The 20,846-nt window shown below is 71.8% G+C and carries 16 protein-coding genes; 8 read left to right on the forward strand and 8 right to left on the reverse strand.

Features of this window, described 5'->3' with window-relative positions:
• Positions 1 to 7: 7 nt before the first annotated feature.
• From OG230_RS20410 to OG230_RS20435, 6 genes are read right to left on the reverse strand one after another with little or no spacing between them, the layout of a single operon-like run.
• Entirely contained in the window at positions 8 to 1,216 is a 1,209-nt protein-coding gene (locus OG230_RS20410; protein ID WP_328905163.1) for a cytochrome P450 family protein, read from the reverse strand.
• The gene (locus tag OG230_RS20415; RefSeq protein WP_328905164.1) at positions 1,213 to 2,448 is read right to left on the reverse strand and encodes a cytochrome P450; all 1,236 of its coding nucleotides are present in this window, start codon (positions 2,446 to 2,448) and stop codon (positions 1,213 to 1,215) included. Before OG230_RS20415 ends, OG230_RS20410 begins: the two co-directional genes overlap by 4 nt.
• Positions 2,445 to 3,089, reverse strand: a complete 645-nt coding sequence (locus tag OG230_RS20420) for a GTP-binding protein (RefSeq protein ID WP_328905165.1) — start codon at positions 3,087 to 3,089, stop codon at positions 2,445 to 2,447. The genes OG230_RS20415 and OG230_RS20420 overlap by 4 nt, the downstream gene beginning before the upstream one ends.
• A complete protein-coding gene (locus OG230_RS20425; protein WP_328905166.1) occupies positions 3,070 to 3,441 on the reverse strand; it encodes a DUF742 domain-containing protein in 372 nt (123 codons plus the stop codon). Before OG230_RS20425 ends, OG230_RS20420 begins: the two co-directional genes overlap by 20 nt.
• Positions 3,438 to 3,884 (reverse strand): roadblock/LC7 domain-containing protein, encoded by a 447-nt coding sequence (locus OG230_RS20430; protein ID WP_328905167.1) that lies wholly within the window; start codon positions 3,882 to 3,884, stop codon positions 3,438 to 3,440. The genes OG230_RS20425 and OG230_RS20430 overlap by 4 nt, the downstream gene beginning before the upstream one ends.
• Complete coding sequence (locus OG230_RS20435) at positions 3,881 to 5,383, reverse strand: sensor histidine kinase (protein ID WP_328905168.1); 1,503 nt, start codon at positions 5,381 to 5,383, stop codon at positions 3,881 to 3,883. Before OG230_RS20435 ends, OG230_RS20430 begins: the two co-directional genes overlap by 4 nt.
• Before the next feature lie 314 nt (positions 5,384 to 5,697).
• On the opposite strand from OG230_RS20435, the gene OG230_RS20440 reads away from it, so the two are divergent.
• Both OG230_RS20440 and OG230_RS20445 read left to right on the forward strand, forming a co-directional pair.
• A complete protein-coding gene (locus OG230_RS20440) occupies positions 5,698 to 7,416 on the forward strand; it encodes an LCP family protein (RefSeq protein ID WP_328905169.1) in 1,719 nt (572 codons plus the stop codon).
• Positions 7,417 to 7,948: 532 nt separating this feature from the next.
• On the forward strand, positions 7,949 to 10,762 hold the full coding sequence (locus tag OG230_RS20445) for an FAD-binding and (Fe-S)-binding domain-containing protein (protein ID WP_328905170.1): 2,814 nt from the start codon (positions 7,949 to 7,951) through the stop codon (positions 10,760 to 10,762).
• Positions 10,763 to 10,771: 9 nt separating this feature from the next.
• Here the strand turns inward: OG230_RS20445 and OG230_RS20450 are convergent, their stop codons facing one another.
• Positions 10,772 to 11,680, reverse strand: coding sequence for a LysR family transcriptional regulator (locus OG230_RS20450; RefSeq protein ID WP_328905171.1), 909 nt, complete (start codon positions 11,678 to 11,680; stop codon positions 10,772 to 10,774).
• Positions 11,681 to 11,834: 154 nt separating this feature from the next.
• Here OG230_RS20450 and OG230_RS20455 point away from each other — a divergent pair, with 154 nt between their 5' ends.
• The 3 genes from OG230_RS20455 to OG230_RS20465 all read left to right on the forward strand — a co-directional run bounded on the left by OG230_RS20455 (position 11,835) and on the right by OG230_RS20465 (position 15,891).
• Positions 11,835 to 12,794 carry an EamA family transporter gene (locus OG230_RS20455; protein ID WP_328911464.1) on the forward strand — a complete coding sequence of 320 codons (960 nt, stop codon included), beginning with the start codon at positions 11,835 to 11,837 and terminating at the stop codon, positions 12,792 to 12,794.
• Positions 12,795 to 13,006: 212 nt separating this feature from the next.
• Positions 13,007 to 15,163, forward strand: a complete 2,157-nt coding sequence (locus tag OG230_RS20460; RefSeq protein ID WP_328905172.1) for a glycoside hydrolase domain-containing protein — start codon at positions 13,007 to 13,009, stop codon at positions 15,161 to 15,163.
• Between the two features lie 41 nt (positions 15,164 to 15,204).
• Positions 15,205 to 15,891: a hypothetical protein gene (locus OG230_RS20465; protein WP_328905173.1), complete on the forward strand. Its 687-nt coding sequence runs from the start codon at positions 15,205 to 15,207 to the stop codon at positions 15,889 to 15,891.
• A gap of 12 nt (positions 15,892 to 15,903) precedes the next feature.
• On the opposite strand, the gene OG230_RS20470 is transcribed toward OG230_RS20465, so the two are convergent.
• The gene (locus tag OG230_RS20470; RefSeq protein WP_328905174.1) at positions 15,904 to 16,614 is read right to left on the reverse strand and encodes an NUDIX domain-containing protein; all 711 of its coding nucleotides are present in this window, start codon (positions 16,612 to 16,614) and stop codon (positions 15,904 to 15,906) included.
• A gap of 123 nt (positions 16,615 to 16,737) precedes the next feature.
• On the opposite strand from OG230_RS20470, the gene OG230_RS20475 reads away from it, so the two are divergent.
• Genes OG230_RS20475 through OG230_RS20485 form a run of 3 tightly spaced genes read left to right on the forward strand, consistent with a single transcriptional unit; the run spans position 16,738 to position 20,839 of the window.
• Entirely contained in the window at positions 16,738 to 17,538 is an 801-nt protein-coding gene (locus OG230_RS20475; RefSeq protein WP_328905175.1) for a TIGR03084 family metal-binding protein, read from the forward strand.
• On the forward strand, positions 17,538 to 19,238 hold the full coding sequence (locus tag OG230_RS20480; RefSeq protein ID WP_443051344.1) for an acyclic terpene utilization AtuA family protein: 1,701 nt from the start codon (positions 17,538 to 17,540) through the stop codon (positions 19,236 to 19,238). The genes OG230_RS20475 and OG230_RS20480 overlap by 1 nt, the downstream gene beginning before the upstream one ends.
• Positions 19,235 to 20,839, forward strand: coding sequence for an acyl-CoA carboxylase subunit beta (locus tag OG230_RS20485; RefSeq protein ID WP_328905176.1), 1,605 nt, complete (start codon positions 19,235 to 19,237; stop codon positions 20,837 to 20,839). Before OG230_RS20480 ends, OG230_RS20485 begins: the two co-directional genes overlap by 4 nt.
• The last annotated feature ends 7 nt before the right edge of the window (positions 20,840 to 20,846 follow it).

Consider the following 20,846-nt stretch of genomic DNA (forward strand, 5'->3'; position numbering starts at 1 on the left):
GTCCAGGTCAGCCCAGGTCGACCGGGAGTTCGAACAGGTCGTTCTGGGTGACGATCGGCTTGTTGCGCAGTTCGGAGGCCGGCACCGCGAGGTCCAGCTCCGGGAAACGCTCGTACAGCGCCGGCAGGGCCACCCCCGCTTCGAGGCGGGACAGCGCCGCGCCCGGGCAGACGTGCGGGCCGTGGCCGAAGGCGATGTGGCGGTTCGGGGAACGGGTGACGTCGAACTCGCCGGCCGTCGGTCCGTACTGCTCCTCGTCGCGGCCGAGCGCGCCGAAGGAGACGATCAGCGCCTCACCCTTCGGCAGGACCCGGTCGCCGACCTGGACGTCCTCGGTCGCGAAGCGGATCAGGACGTGCGAGGTGGGCGTGTTCCAGCGCAGCGTCTCCTCGATCACGCTCTCCCACGCGACCTCGCCGTTCAGCACGCGCTTGCGCTGCTCCGGGTGGGTCTGGAGGGCCTCCACGACGTTGACGATCAGGCTGATCGTCGTCTCGTGACCGGCCGCGATGATCAGCTGGAGGGTGTTGACGATCTCCTCGTCGCTGAGGTGGTCGCCGTCCTCGGAGGCCGCGATCAGGGCGCTCGTCAGGTCGTCGCCCGGGTTCGCGCGCTTCTCGTCCACGATCTTCGTGAACAGGGCGCCGAGGTCCGCCATCATCTGCGGGACCTCCTCCGGCGGGGTCTGCGTCGAGAAGAACTTCTCGAACAGCTCCTTGAGGCGGGGGTGGTCCGCGGCGTCCACGCCCATCAGCTCGCTGATGACGTTCATGGGCAGCGGGTAGGCGAACTCCGCCTTCAGGTCGACCGTCTCGCCCTTGGGGAGCGCAGCCAGCCGGTCCAGGCTCGCGTTCGTCAGCGCCTCGATCCCCGCCCGCAGCCGCTCCACCCGCTTCACCGTCAGCGCCTGCGCGACCAGCGTGCGCAGCCTGCGGTGCTCGGTGCCGTCCACCGTCAGCATGGAGCGGCCCGGGTTGGCCAGACCGATCAGCGGCCAGTCCATGGGTATCTCGCCGCGCTGCCAGGCGCCCCACACGTTGATGTCCTTCACCACGCGGCTGTCGGTCAGCAGCTGGCGCGCCTCCGCGTGGCGGGTGACGGCGTAGCAGTGCACCCCGCCCGGCAGTTCGACCTCGGCGAGCGGGCCGGCGGCACGCAGCGCGGCGCTCTCCGCGTCGAGGTCGGTGACGAAGGGGTCGAGGACGATCCGGGTCATTTCTGGCCTCCGAGGGCAGGCGTGGGAGTGAAGCGGACCGGCAGGTCGGTGAGACCGCGCAGCCACGGGGACGGGCGCCGCGTCAGCTGCTCCTCCGGGACCGCGAGGTCGACGTCCGGCAGCCGGTCGAGCAGCACCTCGATGCCGGTACGGGCGACGACCTCGGCCGTCTCCTGTGCGGGGAACGGGCAGCGGTGCTCGCCGTGACCGAAGGAGAGGAACGCGTTGTTGCCGCCGGTCAGCGCCGATCCGTCGGTCCGCACCTGCGGGTCGCCGTTGGCCGCGGCGATCCCCAGGAGCAGCAGGTCGCCCGCCTTGATGTGCCGGCCGCCGAGGCGGGTCTCGCGGGCGGCCCAGCGGCCGGCCACGTTCTGGGTGGGGGTGTCCTCCCAGAGCACTTCGTTCATCGCCTCGCCGATGCTGTGCCGGCCGCCGGAGAGCGAGGCCGCGAACCGGTCGTCGGTCAGCATCAGCCGCAGCGAGTTGCCCATCCAGTCGGCGGTCGGCTGGTGGCCCGCCGCCATCATGACCATCAGGTCCTGGGCGATCTCCTCGTCCGAGAAACCGTCGGTGTTGGCGAGCATCCGCGTGACCACGTCGTCGCCGGGCTCGGCGTGCTTGTCGGCCAGCAGCTGGATCATGGACGAGGCGAGATGCATCTGCCCGGCGAGCGCCCGCTCCCGGCCGTCGATCATGTCGTTGATCGAGCCGACGAGCGCGGACCCGGTCTCGTCGGAGAAGCCGTAGATCTTCGCCAGCACGCGGGCCGGGAGCAGCATCGCGTAGTCGGCGATGATGTCCGTACGGCCGGTGGAGCAGAACCGGTCGATGAGATCGTCGGCGAACTCCTCCGCGTACCGCTTGAGCGCGAACGGGTCCACGCCCTCCAGCGCCTCGCTGATCATCGCCGCACGCCGGCTGTGCCGTTCGCCGACGGTGTAGAGGATCGAGGGCTGCTTGCGGCCGATCATCGGCAGCAGGGGCCAGTCGTCCGGGATGCGGTCCCACTGGTTCCACAGGTCGGAGTCCCGGCTGAACAGCACCGGGTCGCTGGTGACCTGGTGCAGTTCGCGGTAGCCGAGGATCAGCCAGGCGGGCACGTCGCCGTCGAGCACGACCGGGGCGACGGCGCCGTGGTCGCGGCGCATGTCCCGGTAGAGCTGTACGGGGTCGGTCTGGAACCGCGGACCGGACAGCGGCACGGAGCCGTGGGACACGGGGCACTCGTTCACGGGGTGGGCTCCGGAGTCATGGATGCCGGGGCTGCCGCCAGGGCGGCTTCCCGGGTACGGGCGGCAGCCAGCTGCTGGAGGTGCTCGACCAGGGTGATCAGCACGTACTTGCTGGACGAACGGTCCCGGGCGTCGCACTCGACGAGCGGTACGTCCGGCGAGAGGTCCAGGGCGTCCCGGATCTGCTGCTCGCTGTGGAGTGGGCCGCCGAAGTCGTTGCACGCGACGATGAAGGGCGTCCCGTGGTGCTCCAGCCGGTCGATGGCGTACCAGGAGTCGGCGAGCCGCCGGGTGTCGACGAGGACGACGGCGCCGAGGGTGCCGGAGAACAGCCGGTCCCACAGGAACCAGAAGCGCTCCTGTCCGGGCGCGCCGAAGAGGTACAGCACCGAGCGTGCGTCGAGAGTGATCCGGCCGAAGTCGAAGGCGACCGTGGTGGACGTCTTCGACTGGACGCCGTCGAGGTGGTCGACGGCCTCGCCCGCGCGGGTCATGGTCTCTTCCGTGTTGAGCGGACGGATCTCGCTCACGGAACGGACCATGGTGGTCTTGCCGACCCCGAAGCCGCCGACGACGACGATCTTCAGTCCGTTGTCGGCCGTCGCCTGCAGGGCGGCACGGTCAGAGGTTGCGGAGTCCAACGAGCACCTGTTCCAGGATGTCGGGGTCGGGGAGCCGGTCCGCGACACGGGCAGTACGGGGGTGCCGGGCGCTGATCCGGCCGGTGTCGAGCAGATCGCACAGCATGATGCGCACGATGCTGACGGGCAGGTCCAGGCTCGCGGCTATCTCGACGACCGCGGAGGGACGCTCGCACATCCGCAGGATCGCGACGTGCTCCGACTGCATGCCGGGGGACGGCTCGCACTCGGAGACGACGAGCGTCACCAGGTCGAAGGCGGCCGAGTCGGACCGGCTGCGCCCACCGGTGAGGGTGTAGAGCCGGTCCGGGTCGTCGTCGCGGCCGGGGCGGCGACGGGGCGCCGCCGTCATACGTCCGCGGTTTCCGCGGCCGAGGCGTCGGCAGCCGCTTCTGCGGGGGTGCGGGGCGGGGCGACGAGGTGCTCGCCGAGCTGCTCGACGAGTTCGCTCATGTTGTGGCCGACGAGGCCGACGTCGGAGTCCTCCGAGGCGACGACCGCGAGATGCGCACCCGCTCCCGCCTCCACGATGAACAGCACCCCGCCGTAGAACTCGGCCATCGCGGACCGTACGCCGCCGGTGCCGTCACCGAACTCGATGGACGCGCCGTGCGACAGGCTCTGGATACCGGCGGAGATCGCGGCCAGCTGGTCGGCCTGGTCGACGGAGAGCTCCGGGGTGCGGCACAGCTTGAGGCCGTCCCGGGACAGGACGAGGGCGTGCCGGGTGCCGGGCGTGCGTTCGAGCAGCCCCTCCAGCAGCCAGTTGAGCTTCTCGTCGGTGGTCGCGGTCATCGGGTGTTGCCTTCCGGGTGCGGGGAGTTGGCTCGTACCGCCTTGCTGAAGGTGCTGAAGCGGGCTGCCTGGACCTTCGGGTCGGTGGTACGGGGCCGGGAGGTGTCGGCGTCGGAACCGACGCCGCCGGTACGGGATTCGGCGGCGGCGAGGGTGCGTCCGCGGCGGCGCTTGGGCAGGCCGCTCTCGCCGAACTGGGGGAGTGAGCCCGTGGTTTCCGACGCGGAGTCGTGCTCTTCGCGCGGCTCGGACCCCTCGGCGGGTTCCGGCGCCGCCCCGGTGTCCGGGGCCGGCGTGGACTCCGCGTCCGGGGTCCGGTCGGATTCCGGCTCCGGATCGGGCGTCGCGGGGAGCTCCGGGGCCGGCGCGAGCGCCGAGGCGCGGGAGATGAGTTCCTGCGGAAGCATCATCAGCGCGCCCGTGCCGCCGCGCGCGGACGGCCGGAACGAGACGGTGAGGCCGTGCTTACGGGCCAGCCGGCCGACGACGGCGAGGCCGAGCCGGGTGCCGGAGATGCCGGTGAGGTCCTGGTTCTCGGACGACACGGCACGTTCGGCGCGGCGCAGCTGCACGTCGCTCATCACCAGGCCGCTGTCCTCGACGGTGATGACGATGCCCGCGGGCACCTCCTCGACGTACACGTGCACCTCGGCGGTGGGCGGCGAGAAGTTCGCCGCGTTGTCGAGGAGTTCGGCGAGCGCGTGCATGATGCCCTCGGCGGCGTGCCCGGCGATCGCGACGTCACTGGTGGAGTGCAGCCGGATGCGCTGGTAGCTGCCGATACGGCCCATCGCGCCGCGCAGGATCGACTCCATGACGATCGGCTTCGCCCAGCGGCGGCCGGAGCGCGCGCCGGTCAGTACGGCGATGGAGTCGGCCAGCCGGCCCGCCTGGGCGGTGCGGTGGTCCAGGTGCAGGAGATCACCGAGGACGTCCTCGGCGGTGTGCCGGTGCTCCATCTCGCGGAGGTCGGCCAGCATGCTCGTGGCGAGGGCCTGCATCCGGCCCGCGGCGTTGGCACAGGCCGCCACGGCGGCGGAGCGCTCGGTCTCGCTGCGGGTGGCGCGGGTGGTCAGCTGCTTCACCTCGGAGGCGAGGCGCTCGCACTCCGCCGTGGCCTCGGAGGTGATCCGTGCCGTCTCGGCCGTCGCCTGGGCGTTGACCCGGGCGGTCTCGGTGGCGGCGGCGGCCCTGATCCGGGCGGTCTCGGCGGTGAAGCGCTGCGCCTCGGCGGCGGACGACGAGACGAGCCGGGAGGTCTCGGCGGTGAAGCGCTGGGCGTCGGCGGCCCGCAGCGCGCGCAGACCGCGCGCCGTGAGCAGGGAGTGGACGGCGACGGTCACCGCGGCGGTCAGCAGGACGGCGGCTGACCCCGCTCCCCAGGCCAGCGGGGTCCGTACCGATGCGGGAGCGGCGGCTACGGCCCACAGACACAGGGAACCGGTGACGGCTGCCGAGACCAGCAGGGCGAGTGCGGTCGGCCGGAATATAGGGCGCAATCGGAGTCCTTGGGGCGGACGGTACGGGGCGGGCAATAGGGGCGCTTCAGTTCATGAAGGGGCGCAATGTCATAACTGGAGCTGACTATTCCTGATCAAGTCTCGGCAACTATAGGAGAATTGACGACTTGTTTGGGGATTCCCTGTGGTCATTTCTGTTTGATTTAACGGCGAAGGCTCCAAGGGGCGGGGTTTCGCCGCCCCTGTGCGCCCGGCGCACGGGCGCCGAGATGTGACGATCTCCGCCCGACGCCGGAACGGCGGTCAAGCCGGGCGGATAGGCTGATGGGCCCGATGGAGGAAGCAGGGGAACCGTGGACGCGCAAGGCCGTGGTCGGGGCGAGGCTGTCGACCCCGCTGACCAGTGGGTACTCAACCCGGACACCGGCGATTACGAACTGCGACTGACTCCCTCCGCAGGGCAGTCGTCCGCCTCCTCGGCGCCGGGCCGCGCCGCGCGCCGCCGGACCGGAAGCGGTGAACGGACCATCGTGCCCGGCCAGCGCGGACGTTCGGACCCGCAGGCGTCCCGTCCGTCCCGCGGGCGCTCCTCCCGGCAGCAGGCCGAGCAGCAGACCGGCCGGCGCCGGCCCAAGCAGAAGAAGAACGGCGGGAAGAAGGCGCTGATCTGGACGGGCGGGGTCATGGCCTTCCTGCTGGTCGCCGTCGGAACCGGCGGCTACCTCGTCTACCAGCACTTCAACGGCAACATCACCGCCGTACCCGACGACGGTGCGGGGACCGGGGGCTTCAGCAAGGACCGGGCGATCAACGTCCTCGTGATCGGCACGGACAAGCGCACGGGCGCGGGCAACGAGGGATACGGCGACAAGGGGAGCGTCGGCCACGCCGACACCACGATCCTGCTGCACGTCTCCAAGGACCGTACGAACGCCACCGCGCTGAGCATTCCGCGCGACCTGATCACCGACATCCCGGACTGCCCGACCACCCAGAGCGACGGCACGACGAAGGACATCGCGGGAACGCCGGGCAAGCGGTTCAACGAGAGCCTGGGGCAGTACGAACGCACGCCCAGCTGCACCATGCGCACCATCACCGACCTGACGGGCGTCAAGGTCGACCACTTCATGGTCGCGGACTTCAACGCGGTCAAGACGCTGACCACCGCGGTCGACGGTGTCGAGGTCTGCCTGGCCAAGGACATCGACGACGAGAAGTCCCATCTCAAGCTCTCCGAGGGCAAGCACACGCTCGACGGCGAACAGGCGCTGGCCTTCCTGCGCACCCGCAAGTCCGTCGGATTCGGCGGCGACCTGAGCCGTATCGAGATCCAGCAGCAGTTCCTCGGCTCGCTGATGCGGAAGCTGAAGTCCAACGAGACGCTCACCAGCCCCACCAAGATGTGGAAACTCGCCGAGGCCGCGACCGAGGCGCTCACCGTCGACGACAAGATCAACGACATCAACCAACTCCGCAAGCTGGGGATGGAATTGAGCTCCGTCGAGATGAACAACATCACTTTCACGACGGTGCCGGTCATCGACAATCCGGCGGAGACGGTCAAGGCCACCGTCGTCCTGGACAAGACGCGGGCTCCGCAGCTCTTCTCGATGATCCGCGAGGACATCTCCCTCACCGAGGTCAAGAAGCAGAAGAAGGCCCAGGCCGCGGCCAAGCTCAAGGGCGCCCGCGCGGCGTCGGCGGACGTCCGGGTGGACGTCTACAACGGCGGCGCCCCGTCCGGTTCCGCGCAGGAGGCCATCGACTGGCTGCAGAACAGCGAGGGCGTCCTGAAGTCGAGCAACAAGGCCAACGCGCCGGAGAAGGTCGCGAAGACCCAGCTCGTCTACGCACCCAACCAGGCGGACCAGGCCCGGCAGCTCGCGGACCTGATGGGCCTGTCGGCCTCGGCCCTGAAGCCGACGAAGACGGACGCGGGCGAGATGGAGCCGATGCGGCTGACCCTCGGCCCGGACTTCACGGAGGCGGGCACCCCGCTGACCCCGCCGAACAAGGCTCCGGAGGGCATCCAGCGGGTGGAGGCGGACAAGTCGGTCTGCGCGAAGTAGCGCCGCGTCGTCCCGGGGCACCCGGGTCGTCACCTGCCCGGTGGTGGGTCGGGCGGGGCCCCTCCGGAGTGTCTCCTCGGGACGGGCGCGGCACCCGGGTACGGAGCGAACGAACCCGGCTCCTACGCCCGCCCCTGCGGGGACCCTCCTGCACGGCCCCACCCGCGTATCGCGGTCATCTGCACCCCGGTGGCACGGCCCGCAGCGACCCTCCGGCACCGATCCCGTCTCCGCTCGCCCGGTGGCACGGGCCGCAGCTGCGTTCCGGCCGGTCCGGGGCCGTGCAGGAGGGTCCCCGCAGGGTGACGAACGGATACCCGGGTTCGTTCGCTCCGTACCCGCCGAACGTTCGTTGCCCGAGGAGACACTCCGGAGGGGCCCCGGACCACCCCCGAACCGGCCACCACGGACCGGGGCACCACAACCAAGCCCGTCCGGCGCTTGAGGACAAAACGGCACCCAAGGGGGCCGGACCCCGAACAGGCCGTCCGGCGTTCAGGGACGGCGCCCCCGGACACGCCATGCTGACCCCATGGCCCGCTCCGACCTCGCCCACGCCCTCGCCGAAGCCCTCCGCGGAGAGGTGGACTTCGGTACCTCCGCCCGCGCGCTCACGACCATGGACGCCTCCAACTACCGCCGCGTCCCCCTCGGCACCGTCGCCCCGCGCGACGCCGACGACGTCGCCGCCGCGCTCGCCGTCTGCCGCGAGCACGCCGTGCCGGTCGTGCCGCGCGGCGGCGGGACCTCCATCGCGGGGCAGGCCACCGGCACCGGCGTCGTGCTCGACTTCACCCGCCACATGCGGTCGATCGTGGACCTGGACCCGGAGGCACGTACCGCCGTCGTCCAGCCCGGCGTGGTCCTGGACGACCTCCGGGACGCCGCGGCCCGGCACGGGCTGACCTTCGGACCCGATCCGTCCACCCACAGCCGCTGCACGCTCGGCGGCATGATCGGCAACAACTCCTGCGGCGCGCACTCCGTGGCCTGGGGCACCACCGCCGACAACGTCCACGACCTGTCCGTCGTCCGCTACGGCGGCGAGCGGCTACGGCTCGGTGCGCCAGGGGCCTCCCAGGAAATCCCCGGGCTCCGCGAGCTGATCGACACCAACCTCGGCCCCCTGCGCACCCGCTTCCCCGACCTCCCCCGCCGCATCTCCGGGTACGCCCTCGACGCCCTGCTCCCGGAGCGCGAGCGCGGTGCCGGCCTCGTCCGTGCCTTCTGCGGCAGCGAAGGCACGCTGGCCGTGCTGACGGAGGCGACCGTACGACTCGTCGAGGCCCCGAGAGCGCGTGCGCTCGCCGTGCTCGGGTACGCCGACGAGTCCGCCGCCGCGGAAGCCGCCTCCGGACTCCTCCCGTACCACCCGCTCACCGTCGAAGGCATGGCCGCCGACCTCGTCCGCGAACCGGCGGGGCTGCCGCGCGGCGCGGCCTGGCTCTTCGTCGAGACGGGCGGTGACACCCCCGCCGAGGCACGCGCCCACGCCGAGCGGATCGTGCGGGCCGCCGACGCCGTCGACGCCGCCGTCGTCATGGGCGCCGCGGAACGGCGTGCCCTCTGGCGCATCCGCGAGGACGCGTCCGGCACCGCCACCCGGATGCCCGACGGCAGCGAGGCGTGGCCGGGCTGGGAGGACTGCGCCGTCCCGCCCGCCCGACTCGGCCCGTATCTGCGCGAGTTCCGCGCCCTGCTCACCGCGCACGGTCTGCGCGGCACCCCGTACGGCCACTTCGGCGACGGCTGCATCCATGTCCGCATCGACTTCGACCTGCTCAGCCCGCGGGGCGTGGCCGGCTTCCGGCGCTTCTCCGAGGACCTGGCCTCCCTCGTCGTCGCGCACGGCGGCTCGCTCAGCGGGGAGCACGGGGACGGGCAGGCCCGCGCCGAACTGCTTCCCCGGATGTACGGAGACGAACTCGTCGCCGTCTTCGCCCGGTTCAAGGACCTCTGGGACCCGGACGGCGGGATGAACCCCGGCATCCTCGTCCGCCCCGCCCGCCTCGACGAGAACCTCCGCTTCGCCGTGCTGCCGAGCCGCCCGGTCGACGTGGCCTTCGGCTACCCGCAGGACGGCGGTGACTTCTCGGCGGCGGTCAGACGGTGTGTGGGCGTCGCGAAATGCCGTACGGCGGAGGCGACGGGACCGGCCGTCATGTGTCCCTCGTTCCGCGTCACGGGGGAGGAGGCCCACTCGACCCGGGGCCGGGCCCGTCTCCTGCACGAAATGCTGGCCGGGGACGTGATCACGGACGGCTGGCGGTCGGAGGAGGTGAAGGACGCGCTCGACCTGTGCCTGTCCTGCAAGGGCTGCCGCAGCGACTGCCCGGTGGGCGTCGACATGGCCACGTACAAGGCGGAGTTCCTGCACCAGCACTACAAGGGACGGCTGCGGCCCGCGGCCCACTACGCACTGGGCCGGCTGCCCCGGTGGCTGCGCCTGACGGCCCCCTTCGCGGGCGTCCTCAACGCGCTGGCCCGGATCGGCCCGCTCGCCGCGCTGGCGAAGCGCCTGGCCGGGATCGCCCCGGAGCGCGCCCTCCCGGTGCTGGCGCGGGAACGGTTCGGGCGGTGGGCGCGGAGGCGCGGACAGCGTGGCGCGGTGATCCCCTCGGACGAGCAGGTCGTGACGGTGTGGCCCGACACGTTCACCGAGCACCTCTCGCCCGAGGTGGGCCGGGCGGCGGTCCGCGTCCTGGAAGCGGCGGGCAGTTCCGTCCGGTACCCGGAACGCGGGGTGTGCTGCGGACTCACGTACGTGTCGACGGGGCAGCTGGACACGGCCCGCCGGGTCATGCGCCGCACCCTGGACCGGATGGGCCCCTCCCTCGGCGAGCCGCTCGTCGTGCTCGAACCGAGCTGCGCCGCCACGCTCCGTACCGACCTGCCGGAGCTGCTTCCCGACGATCCGCGCGCCGCCGAACTGGCCGCGTCGGTGCGTACGTTCGCGCAGTACCTGGAGGAGTACGCGCCCGAGTGGACCCCGCCTCGGCTGGACCGTCCCGTCGCGGGCCAGACGCACTGCCACCAGCACGCGGTCCTCGGCGACGCGGCCGAACGCCGGCTGCGCGCACGGGCGGGTCTCACCGGCGAGCTGAGCGGCGGCTGCTGCGGGCTCGCCGGGAACTTCGGCTTCGAGCGGGGCCACTGGGAGGTGTCGGTGGCCTGCGCCGAGGAGCAGCTCCTGCCCTCCGTGCGGGCGGCGGCGCCCGGCACGGAACTCCTGGCCGACGGCTTCTCGTGCCGCACCCAGCTCGACCAGCTGGCGGGACGCCGGGCCCGGCACCTGGCGGAGGTGCTGGCGGAGGGGCTGGAGGAGTCGGGCCCGGCCGGCGGCTGAGCGGGTCCTTCAACCCTCCGTCCCGTGGGGCTGTTGCCGGGCTCCGCCGACGATCTCCCGTGCCAGGGAGGCGAGTTCCGGCAGTGCCGGGTGCCCGGGGCCGTCCCGCCTGGCGAGGAGGACCGGGACGGCGGGGGCGTCGTCGAGCGGCCGGTAGGCGACCCCGGCGTGCGGGTGCATGGCGGCGGTGGACGCGGCGGAGACCCCGGAACCGCGGCCCGCCGCGATGGCGGTCAGCCAGTCGTCGGTGTTCGCGACGGTGAGGGTGATCGCGGGCCTGTCGTGCGGGGGCCAGAGTTCGAGGGTGGTGATCCCGGAGACCGTGTTGAGGACCACGGGGCCGTCCGTGAGGTCGGAGAGGCTGAGCGAGGTGCGGGCGGCGAGCGGTCCGTCCGCGGTCACGGCCGCGACCCGGTCCTCGGTGAACAGCACCTCGGTGATCAGCCCCGGTGTCCCGACCGGTCCCCGCAGCAGCGCCGCGTCGACCTCGCCGCGGGTCAGGCCCGCGGTGCGGTCGTCGATCCGCAGCAGTTCGAGCGGGGTCCTCGGGTGGCGCTCCTCCCAGGCCCTGAGCAGCGGTGTGGTGTACGGGCCGAAGGCGGACCAGGCGTGCCCGATCCGCAGCGGCCAGTGGCGCAGCCGGTCCGGGTCGATCGCTTCGTCGAAGGCGGCGACCGCGGCGGTGGCCTTGTCGCGGAAGGCGGCGCCCTCGGGGGTGAGGTCGAGGTGGTGGGTGGAGCGGTCGACGAGCCGGACGCCCAGGTGTCTCTCCAGGGCGGCGAGGGTGCGGGAGACGGCCGGCTGGGTGAGGTGGAGGCGGGCGGCGGCGCGGGTGACGTTGCCCTCGTCCGCGACGGCGAGGAAGGCGCGCAGATGCCGGAGTTCGATGGAGCGGCCGGCGGCGGGTCCCGTGTTCATGCGTGCGGAGCATAACCGGAGCGCAAACGGCATTTCACGCGAACCGCCCGGCTCCCTACGGTGGAGGGATGAATCCTGCGCGTTAAGTGCAGTATCTTGGATCGAAGAGTGCAGTGAAGTGCACCGAATCTCTCTTTCGGAAGGCCGGACCCAGGTGGACGTCCCGCGCAGTGCCGCAGAACCGGCAGCAGTCGCCGTACCCGAGGCGGTCGCCGCGCTTCCCGGGTCCGATACCGCCCGGCGGGGCCGGCCCGGTGGCCGGGGAGCGGCGCTCGGCCCGGTGGCACTGGTGGTCGCGGGCGGTCTCTCGGTCCAGTTCGGAGCGGCGGTCGCGGCCCTGCTGATGCCGAGGGCGGGCGCCCTCGGCGTCGTCACCCTCCGGCTCGTCGCCGCCGCGGTGGTGCTCCTGATCGTGTGCCGCCCCAAGCTGCGCGGCCACTCGCGGGCCGACTGGGGCACGGTGCTGGCGTTCGGTGGCGCGATGGGCGCCATGAACATCCTCTTCTACCAGGCACTCGAACGGATTCCGCTGGGCGTCGCGGTCACCCTGGAGGTGCTGGGTCCGCTCGCCCTCTCGGTGATCGTCTCCCGCCGCCTGGTCAACCTCGTCTGGGCGGCCCTCGCCGTCGCCGGGGTCTTCCTGCTGGGCGGCGGCGGTGGCTTCGGCAGCCTGGACCCGGTCGGCGCGGCGTACGCACTCGGCGCGGGCGCCATGTGGGCCGCCTACATCGTCTTCAGCGCCCGCACCGGGCGGCGCTTCCCCCAGGCCGACGGCCTGGCCATGGCGATGGTCGTCGCCGCGGTGCTCTCCCTGCCCCTGGGCATCCTGGACGCGGGCTCGAAACTGCTGGTCCCGTCCACGATCGCGCTGGGTGCCGCGGTGGCCCTGCTGAGCTCGGTCCTCCCGTACACCCTCGAACTCATCGCCCTGCGCCGCCTGCCCGCTCCCACCTTCGCGGTCCTGATGAGCCTGGAACCGGCCATCGCCGCCGCCGCCGGCTTCCTGATCCTCGACCAGGCCCTGTCCTCTACGGACGCCCTGGCCATAGCGCTGGTCATCGGCGCGAGCATGGGCGCGGTACGCAGCCAGGTGGGCGGTCGGCGCAAGGCGTGACCCCCGCCCTCGGGCTCAGTCGTCGACGGGGAGGACGCGGACGGCGGTGAGGCCGGGCGCCAGGGGGTGATCGCCCGGACGTCCGGTCGAGCGCTTCGGAAGCAAAGGCTCCGTTTGCGACTGGGTGCAAACCTCTGGCGTGCGCTCCGCGCTGCCCCTCCAATAGGCATGCACGGCGGAGTGACGGCATGAGCGAGAAGAGGCGAGGGACCATGTCTGTGTACATCAACCCGCGTAGTACCTGGGCCCCGTACGTGGACGAGGAGCACCGGGCGCATGCTGCCGCGCCTCCGGATCCCACCGAGCAGCGCGCGTGGACTCCCCAGGCCGGTGGGGTGTTCATCCACCACCGCGGGGGCGGCAGTGCCGCCGACCTCACGACGGAGGAGGACTGCAGAAGGGACATCGCCGAGGTCTACGCGGACTGGAGAGGCGACGGCGAGGCGGACGAGGACGGCGTCCCGCCCGACATCTGCTACAACTTCCTGATCTGTATGCACGGCAACATCTATGAGGGCCGTGGATACGAACGCGGCGAAGCCAACCACGAAGGTTACGTGGACGGCCTGGGCCGCAACGCCGGGTTCTACTCGATCTGCAGCCTCATGCGCTCCGACGACCTGGCCGACGAGGACACGCTGCGGTCGATGAGGAACCTCATCGAGCACCTGCGCGAGGAGGCTCCCCGGCCGGCCGGTACCCAGATCCGTCCGCATTCGTTCGAGTACGACACCGAGTGCCCCGGGAACCTGCACCTCTACGCGCGGCCGGGTACGACGATCGACCCCGCCGCCTCGTGGCGCGGCGTGGCGGACATCTATGTGTGGGCCGTGCAGAAATGGGTGAACGCCGCCTACGACGGAGTGGCCCCCGGATATGTGCGATGCCCGGACTTCGGATACACGGGCTGGTCCACCGTACTCTCGCTGACCCAGGGGCTCCAGCACGAACTCGGGATATCTCCCACGACGCAGAACTACGGGCCCGGCACCTTCGCGGCGGTCAAGAACCGCAACACGCTGCCCGGCAGCGAGTTCAACGCGAACCTCGTCCGTCTCTACAACAGCGCCTTATGGTGCAAGGGCTACTGGACCTCAAGGAACCTCGGGGTGTGGACCGACGAATCCGAGAGCGCGCTGAGCGATCTCTACGGCGACATCGGCCTGTCGTACGGAAATCTGTCGCAGCGCAACGCCATGTGGCCCCACGTCTCCAAGGCCCTCATGCGCATGGACCAGTTCCGGCTCGTGCCCACCGGGGACATCAACATCAAGAACGTCCAGATGTGGCTGAACTCCCGCTACGTCGCCGGTGTCGGCATCCCCGCGATGAGCCTCGTGCCCTGTGACGGCATCTACTCCCGTGACGTCCAGCAGGGCTTCATGATGTCCATCCAGTACGAGCTGGGCATCGCCCCGTCCGCCATCACCGGGTACTTCGGACCGGGCACCCAGGCGGGACTGAGGGAGAAGGGCTCCGGCTCGCTGACCGGCCATCTGCGCCACCAGTTCCGTGCGGCGTGCTACTTCAACTCGCCCACGATCCTGCCGAACGGCGCACCGCTGATGTACCGGCCGGAAGACATCGGGACGGACACCGAGACCAGTACGCACCTGGAATGGGTGCGCTCGTTCCAGGAGTTCTCGCAGATTCCCGTCACCGGTACCAACGACTACACGACGTGGGCCCAGCTCCTGGTGTCCTCGGGCGACACGGACCGCCCCGCGACCGGCTGCGACTGCATCACCGAGATCACGGCCGCCCGCGGCGAGGCCCTGCGGGCGAGCGGTTACCGGATCGTCGGCCGCTATCTCGACGAGCACCTCCCGCCCTCGGACCCCTACTACCTCGGCAAGGCCCTCAAGCCGGGGGAGCCGCAGCGGATCTACGACGCGGGCCTGCGGCTGTATCCGATCTTCCAGTACAACGGGACGCAGCTGGCGAACTTCACGTACGACAAGGGCTACGACCAGGGCAAGAAGGCCCACGCGAAGTCCGTCGAGCACGGCATCGGTGCCGGTGCCTGCATCTACTTCGCCGTCGACTACGACGCGATGGACTCCGAGATCGAGAGCAACATCCTGCCGTACTTCAACGGTGTCGCGGCCGGTCTCGCCGAGCTGGGCAACCGCTACGACTTCGGTGTCTACGGCTCCCGCAACGTCTGCATCCGCGTCTCGCACGAGGGCGGCGCCCGCTGGTCCTTCGTCTCGGGCATGTCGTGGGGCTTCTCCGGGAACCTGGGGTACCCGCTGCCGGCGAACTGGTCGTTCAACCAGATCAGGGAGTACGAGTTCCAGCCGGGCTGGGGACTGGACCACAACGTCTGGCGCTCGGGCGGCGACCCCGGCGTCTCCGCCGTCTCCTAACGCGTGCGATCGACCCCTCCGCCTCCGCCGAAAGGACCTCAGTGATCACCAGACGTGGCTTCCTCGGTGCCGCCGCCGGCACCGGAGTGCTCGCCCTCGCGCACGGCACCCTGATCCCCGCCCCGGCCGCCGCGGCCGAGACCCGTACGGGCCCCGGCCGGTGGCGCGGCGACGTGTCGGCCAATGGCTGGCCCATCGACCCGGACGCCATCCGTACCCTGCGCATCGAGGGGTCCGGCGCCTCCGCCGCCCTGTGCGAGGGCGCCGCCGCCACGGTGCTGCTGCACGTCGCGCGCCGCTGGCACTACGAGATCGCCCCCCTGGACACCGGCGAGGGCGGCGGCATCACCGCCCACACCGAACGCCGCGCCATCGGCGCCGACTTCGAGTCGAACCACCTGTCCGGCACCGCCGTCGCCCTCCATCCCACCGCCTACCCGCTCGGTGGCGGCGAAGGGATGTGGCCGCACCACGAGTTGATCGTCCGCGACATCCTCGCGGACTGCGAAGGGACCGTGACCTGGGGCGGCGACCTCGACCCCGTCAAGCTCTCGCACTTCCACCTCCGGGCCCGGCCCGGCAGCCCCGTGCTGGCCGCCGTCGCCGCCAGGCTCGACACCGCTCACCACACCGCGTCCCGGCTGCGGACGGCCGGCGCGGCGGAGGATCCGGGCGCACCCGCCCGCCGCGCCGAGGCGCGCCGCGTCAGGCGCGACGGGGCCGGCTGACCCCGGGAGCCGTCACCAACTGCACGGGCGGTCCAGGTCGTTGATCGAGTCCGCCAGCTCGGCGGGGTGGACGGGCCAGCCCGTGCTGTGCCAGTGGGCGATCCGCCAGGAGAGCCGCCGGGGCCACAGGGGGGTCGTGGGGAGGTCCCGCACGGGGACCCACTCGGGGCGGCCCCCGTAGTTGTCCAGGGTCTCGGCGGCGCCGACCTCCCCTTCGGCGGCCATGAGGTAGTAGTGACCCCGGCGGTTCTCCCGCCAGGTCCTGGCCACCTCGCGCACCGGCGTGCCGTGCAGTGCGGTCTCCTCCCGCAGCTCGCGGACCGCCGCCGTCTCCGGGGTCTCGCCGGCCTCGACCCCGCCGCCCGGGATCTCGTAGTGCGTGCCCTCGTCCTCGCACCGGATCAGGAGCATCCGGTCGTCCCGGATCACGACGCAGCCCGCGCGGACGCGGACGGGCGGGACGGTCGTCGGGTCGTAGTGGGGCGCCGTGCCCCGGGGCGGCCGGCCCGTGGACCAGGCGCGCAGGACCTTCTCGGCCGTACCGATCGGGTGGATGCGGGCGTGCAGGGCCTCGGCCCAGGGGAGTGCGGCGCGCGGTCCGGGCGGCTCCGCGGTGTCCGTGAGGGGGAAGGTGTAGAAGGTGCCTGCCTCGTCCCGGTGTTGTTCGAGGATCAGTTTGTCGCCGTCGAAGTGCACGTCCACGGTGTGCGGTTGGTCGTCCATCCCTGAATTGTTCCGTATGTTCCCCGGCGGGGTCCGGCCGAAAAATCATGCAAGCATGCTTGCTTGTTTATCCGCTCGCTGACATGCTCCTGTGCACGCCGCCACGCCCCGAGGGAGTGCACCGTGTCCGATGCCGCAGCCGTTTCCGTGCTCGACGATCTGCGCGAGGAGAGCGACGAACTCGACGCGCTGGTCGCCGGGTTGAGCGCAGAGGCATGGGCGGGACCCACGCCCGCCGAGCGGTGGACCGTCGCCCATCAGATCGCGCACCTGGCCTGGACCGACGAGGTCGCGCTGCTCGCCGTCACCGATCCCGGCGCCTTCGCGGACGAGGTCGGCACGGCGATGGCCGACCCCGACTCCTTCGTCGACCGCGCCGCCGCGGACCTGGTGGCCGTACTGGAGCCCGACGCGCTGCTGGCGCGGTGGCGGGACGGGCGGAACCGGCTCCAGGAAGCGCTGCGGGCGGCTGCGCCCGGCACCAGGTTCCCCTGGTACGGGCCGCCCATGGGGGTGGCCTCCATGGCGACCGCCCGGCTCATGGAGACCTGGGCGCACGGACAGGACGTCGCCGACGCCCTCGGTGTGACCAGGGCCCCGACCGGCCGGCTTCGGCATGTCGCGCGGATCGGGGTGCGGGCCCGCGACTACGCCTACTTCGTACGGGGGACCAAGGCGCCGGAGGAGGAGTTCCGGGTGGAACTCTTGTCGCCCGAAGGTGAGTTGATCACGTACGGGCCCGAGAACGCGGAGCAGCGGGTCACCGGGCCGCTGTACGACTTCTGTCTCCTCGTCACCCAGCGCGCGCACCGCGACGACCTCGCCGTCCGGGCCGTCGGCACCGATGCGGACCAGTGGCTGGACATCGCCCAGGCGTTCGCCGGACCGGCCGGGACCGGCCGCCCCGCACGGAAGGACCGCTGATGCGAGCCCTGCGGATCGGGAACGCCTCCGGGTTCTACGGCGACCGCTTCGACGCCGTGCGCGACATGCTCACCGAAGGCCCCCTCGACGTCCTGACCGGCGACTATCTCGCCGAACTCACCATGCTGATCCTCGGACGGAGCCGGCTCAAGGACCCGGGGCGCGGATACGCCACCACCTTCCTGCGGCAGCTGGAGGAAGGGCTCGGACTGGCGCACGACCGCGGGGTGAAGATCGTCACCAACGCCGGAGGGCTCAACCCGGCCGGACTGGCCGACGCCGTCAGGGAGTTGGCCGAGAAGGTGGGCGTGCCCGTGCGCGTCGCCCATGTCGAGGGCGACAGCCTCCCCGTACCGGACGGGTTCCTCACCGCCAACGCCTACCTCGGCGGCGCCGGCATCGCCGCGTGTCTGCGCGCCGGGGCCGACATCGTCGTCACCGGGCGGGTCACCGACGCCGCCCTCGTCACCGGGCCCGCCGCCGCCCACTTCGGCTGGCGCCCCGAGGACCACGACGCGCTCGCCGGTGCCGTCGTCGCCGGGCACGTGCTGGAGTGCGGGACCCAGGCAACCGGCGGGAACTACGCGTTCTTCGGCGACCACGACATCCGCAGGCCCGGCTTCCCGCTCGCCGAGATCCACGCCGACGGGTCCTGCGTCATCACCAAGCACGACGGTACGGGCGGCGTCGTCGACGTCGGCACGGTGACCGCGCAGCTGTTGTACGAGACCAACGGCGCACGGTACGCCGGGCCCGATGCGACCGCCCGGCTCGACACCGTACGGCTGACGCAGGACGGGCCCGACCGGGTCAGGATCTCCGGGGTGCGCGGCGAGGCCCCGCCGCCCACCCTGAAGGCCGGGCTCGTCCGGCTCGGCGGATGGCGCAACGAGGTCGTCTTCGTCCTCACCGGTCTCGACATCGAGGCCAAGGCGCGGCTCGTACGGGACCAGTTCGACGACGCGTTCGCCCGGTCCGGCAGCCGGCCCGCCGAGGTGCGGTGGGAGCTGGCCCGTACCGACCACACCGACGCCGGAAGCGAGGAGACGGCCAGCGCCCTCCTCCGCCTCGTCGTCCGCGACCAGGACGCGGAGACCGTCGGCCGGGCCGTCTCGGGCGCCGCCGTCGAGCTGGCCCTCGGCAGCTACCCCGGCTTCCATGTCACCGCCCCGCCCGGAAAGGGCGCACCGTACGGGGTGTTCGAGGCCGCGTCCGTGCCCGCGGCCGAGGTGGACCACGTGGCCGTCCTGCCGGACGGCGGACGCGTGCGGGTCGCCGAACCCGTCGCCACGCAGGTGCTCGCCGCGGTGGCGGAGCCCGCGCTGCCGCCCGCACCGCCCGAGGAGGAGACACGGCGCGTCCCGCTCGGCCGGATCGCCGGTGCCCGCAGCGGGGACAAGGGCGGCGACGCCAATGTGGGGGTGTGGGTGCGCGACGACGACGCCTGGTGCTGGCTGGCCCACGAGCTGACCGTCGAGCGCTTCAAGGAACTCCTTCCGGAGACCGCGCCGCTCACCGTCGTACGCCATGTCCTGCCCCGGCTCCGCGCCCTGAACTTCGTCGTCCACGGGCTCCTCGGCGAAGGCGTCGCCGCGCAGGCCCGGTTCGACCCCCAGGCCAAGGCGCTGGGGGAGTGGCTGCGGTCCCGGTACCTGCCCGTCCCCGTATCGCTGCTGGACACCACGGAGGTGAACGCATGACCGTCCTGCCCACCGCACTCGACACCACCGGCCCCGAGTACGCCGCGAACCGCGAAGCCATGCTCGCGAAGCTCACCGAGCTCGACACCGAGCACGCCAGGGCGCTCGCGGGCGGCGGCGAGAAGTACGTGGCCCGGCACAGGAAGCGCGGGAAGCTCCTCGCCCGGGAGCGGATCGAGCTGCTCATCGACCCGGACACCCCGTTCCTGGAGCTGTCGCCGCTCGCCGCCTGGGGCAGTGACCCCGCGTACGCGGTCGGTGCCTCCCTCGTCACCGGGATCGGAGTGGTGGAGGGGGTGGAATGCCTGATCACCGCCAACGACCCGACCGTGCGCGGCGGGGCCTCCAACCCCTGGACGCTGAAGAAGGCCCTGCGGGCGAACGAGATCGCCTTCGCCAACCGGCTGCCCTGCATCAGCCTCGTCGAGTCCGGCGGCGCCGATCTCCCCTCGCAGAAGGAGATCTTCATCCCCGGCGGGGCGCTCTTCCGCGACCTCACGCGCCTCTCGGCCGCCGGTATCCCGACCGTCGCCGTCGTCTTCGGGAACTCGACCGCCGGCGGGGCGTACGTCCCCGGCATGTCCGACCACACCGTGATGATCAAGGAGCAGTCGAAGGTCTTCCTCGGCGGTCCGCCACTGGTGAAGATGGCGACCGGCGAGGAGAGCGACGACGAGTCGCTCGGCGGCGCGGAGATGCACGCCCGGACCTCCGGTCTCGCCGACCACTTCGCCGTCGACGAGCAGGACGCGGTCCGCCAGGCCCGGCGCATCGTAGCCCGCCTCAACTGGCGCAAGGCGCACGCCGATCCGGGACCGGCCGAGCCGCCCGCGTACGACGAGGACGAGCTGATCGGGATCGTGCCGGGGGATCTGAAGGTCCCCTTCGACCCGCGCGAGGTCATCGCCCGGCTGGTCGACGGCTCCGACTTCGACGCCTTCAAGCCGCTGTACGGAAGCAGCCTGGTCACCGGATGGGCGCGCCTGCACGGCTATCCGGTCGGCATCCTCGCCAACGCCCAGGGCGTGCTGTTCAGCGAGGAGTCGCAGAAGGCCGCCCAGTTCATCCAGCTCGCCAACCAGCGCGACATCCCGCTGCTCTTCCTGCACAACACCACCGGCTACATGGTCGGCAAGGAGTACGAGCAGGGCGGCATCATCAAGCACGGCGCGATGATGATCAACGCGGTGGCGAACTCCCGGGTACCGCACCTGTCCGTGCTCATGGGCTCCTCGTACGGCGCGGGGCACTACGGCATGTGCGGGCGCGCCTACGACCCCCGCTTCCTGTTCGCCTGGCCGAGCAGCAAGTCCGCCGTCATGGGGCCGCAGCAGCTCGCGGGCGTGCTGTCGATCGTCGCGCGCGCCTCCTCCGCCGCCAAGGGCCTGCCGTACGACGACGAGGCCGACGCCGGGCTGCGCGCCATGGTGGAGCAGCAGATCGAGTCGGAGTCCCTGCCGATGTTCCTCTCCGGGCGGCTGTACGACGACGGGGTCATCGACCCGCGCGACACCAGGACCGTCCTCGGGATGTGCCTGTCCGCGATCCACACCGCACCGGTCGAGGGCGCCCGCGGCGGCTTCGGCATCTTCCGGATGTGAGGACGAA

The organism is Streptomyces sp. NBC_00234, from assembly GCF_036195325.1.
In the GTDB taxonomy this organism is placed as follows: domain Bacteria; phylum Actinomycetota; class Actinomycetes; order Streptomycetales; family Streptomycetaceae; genus Streptomyces.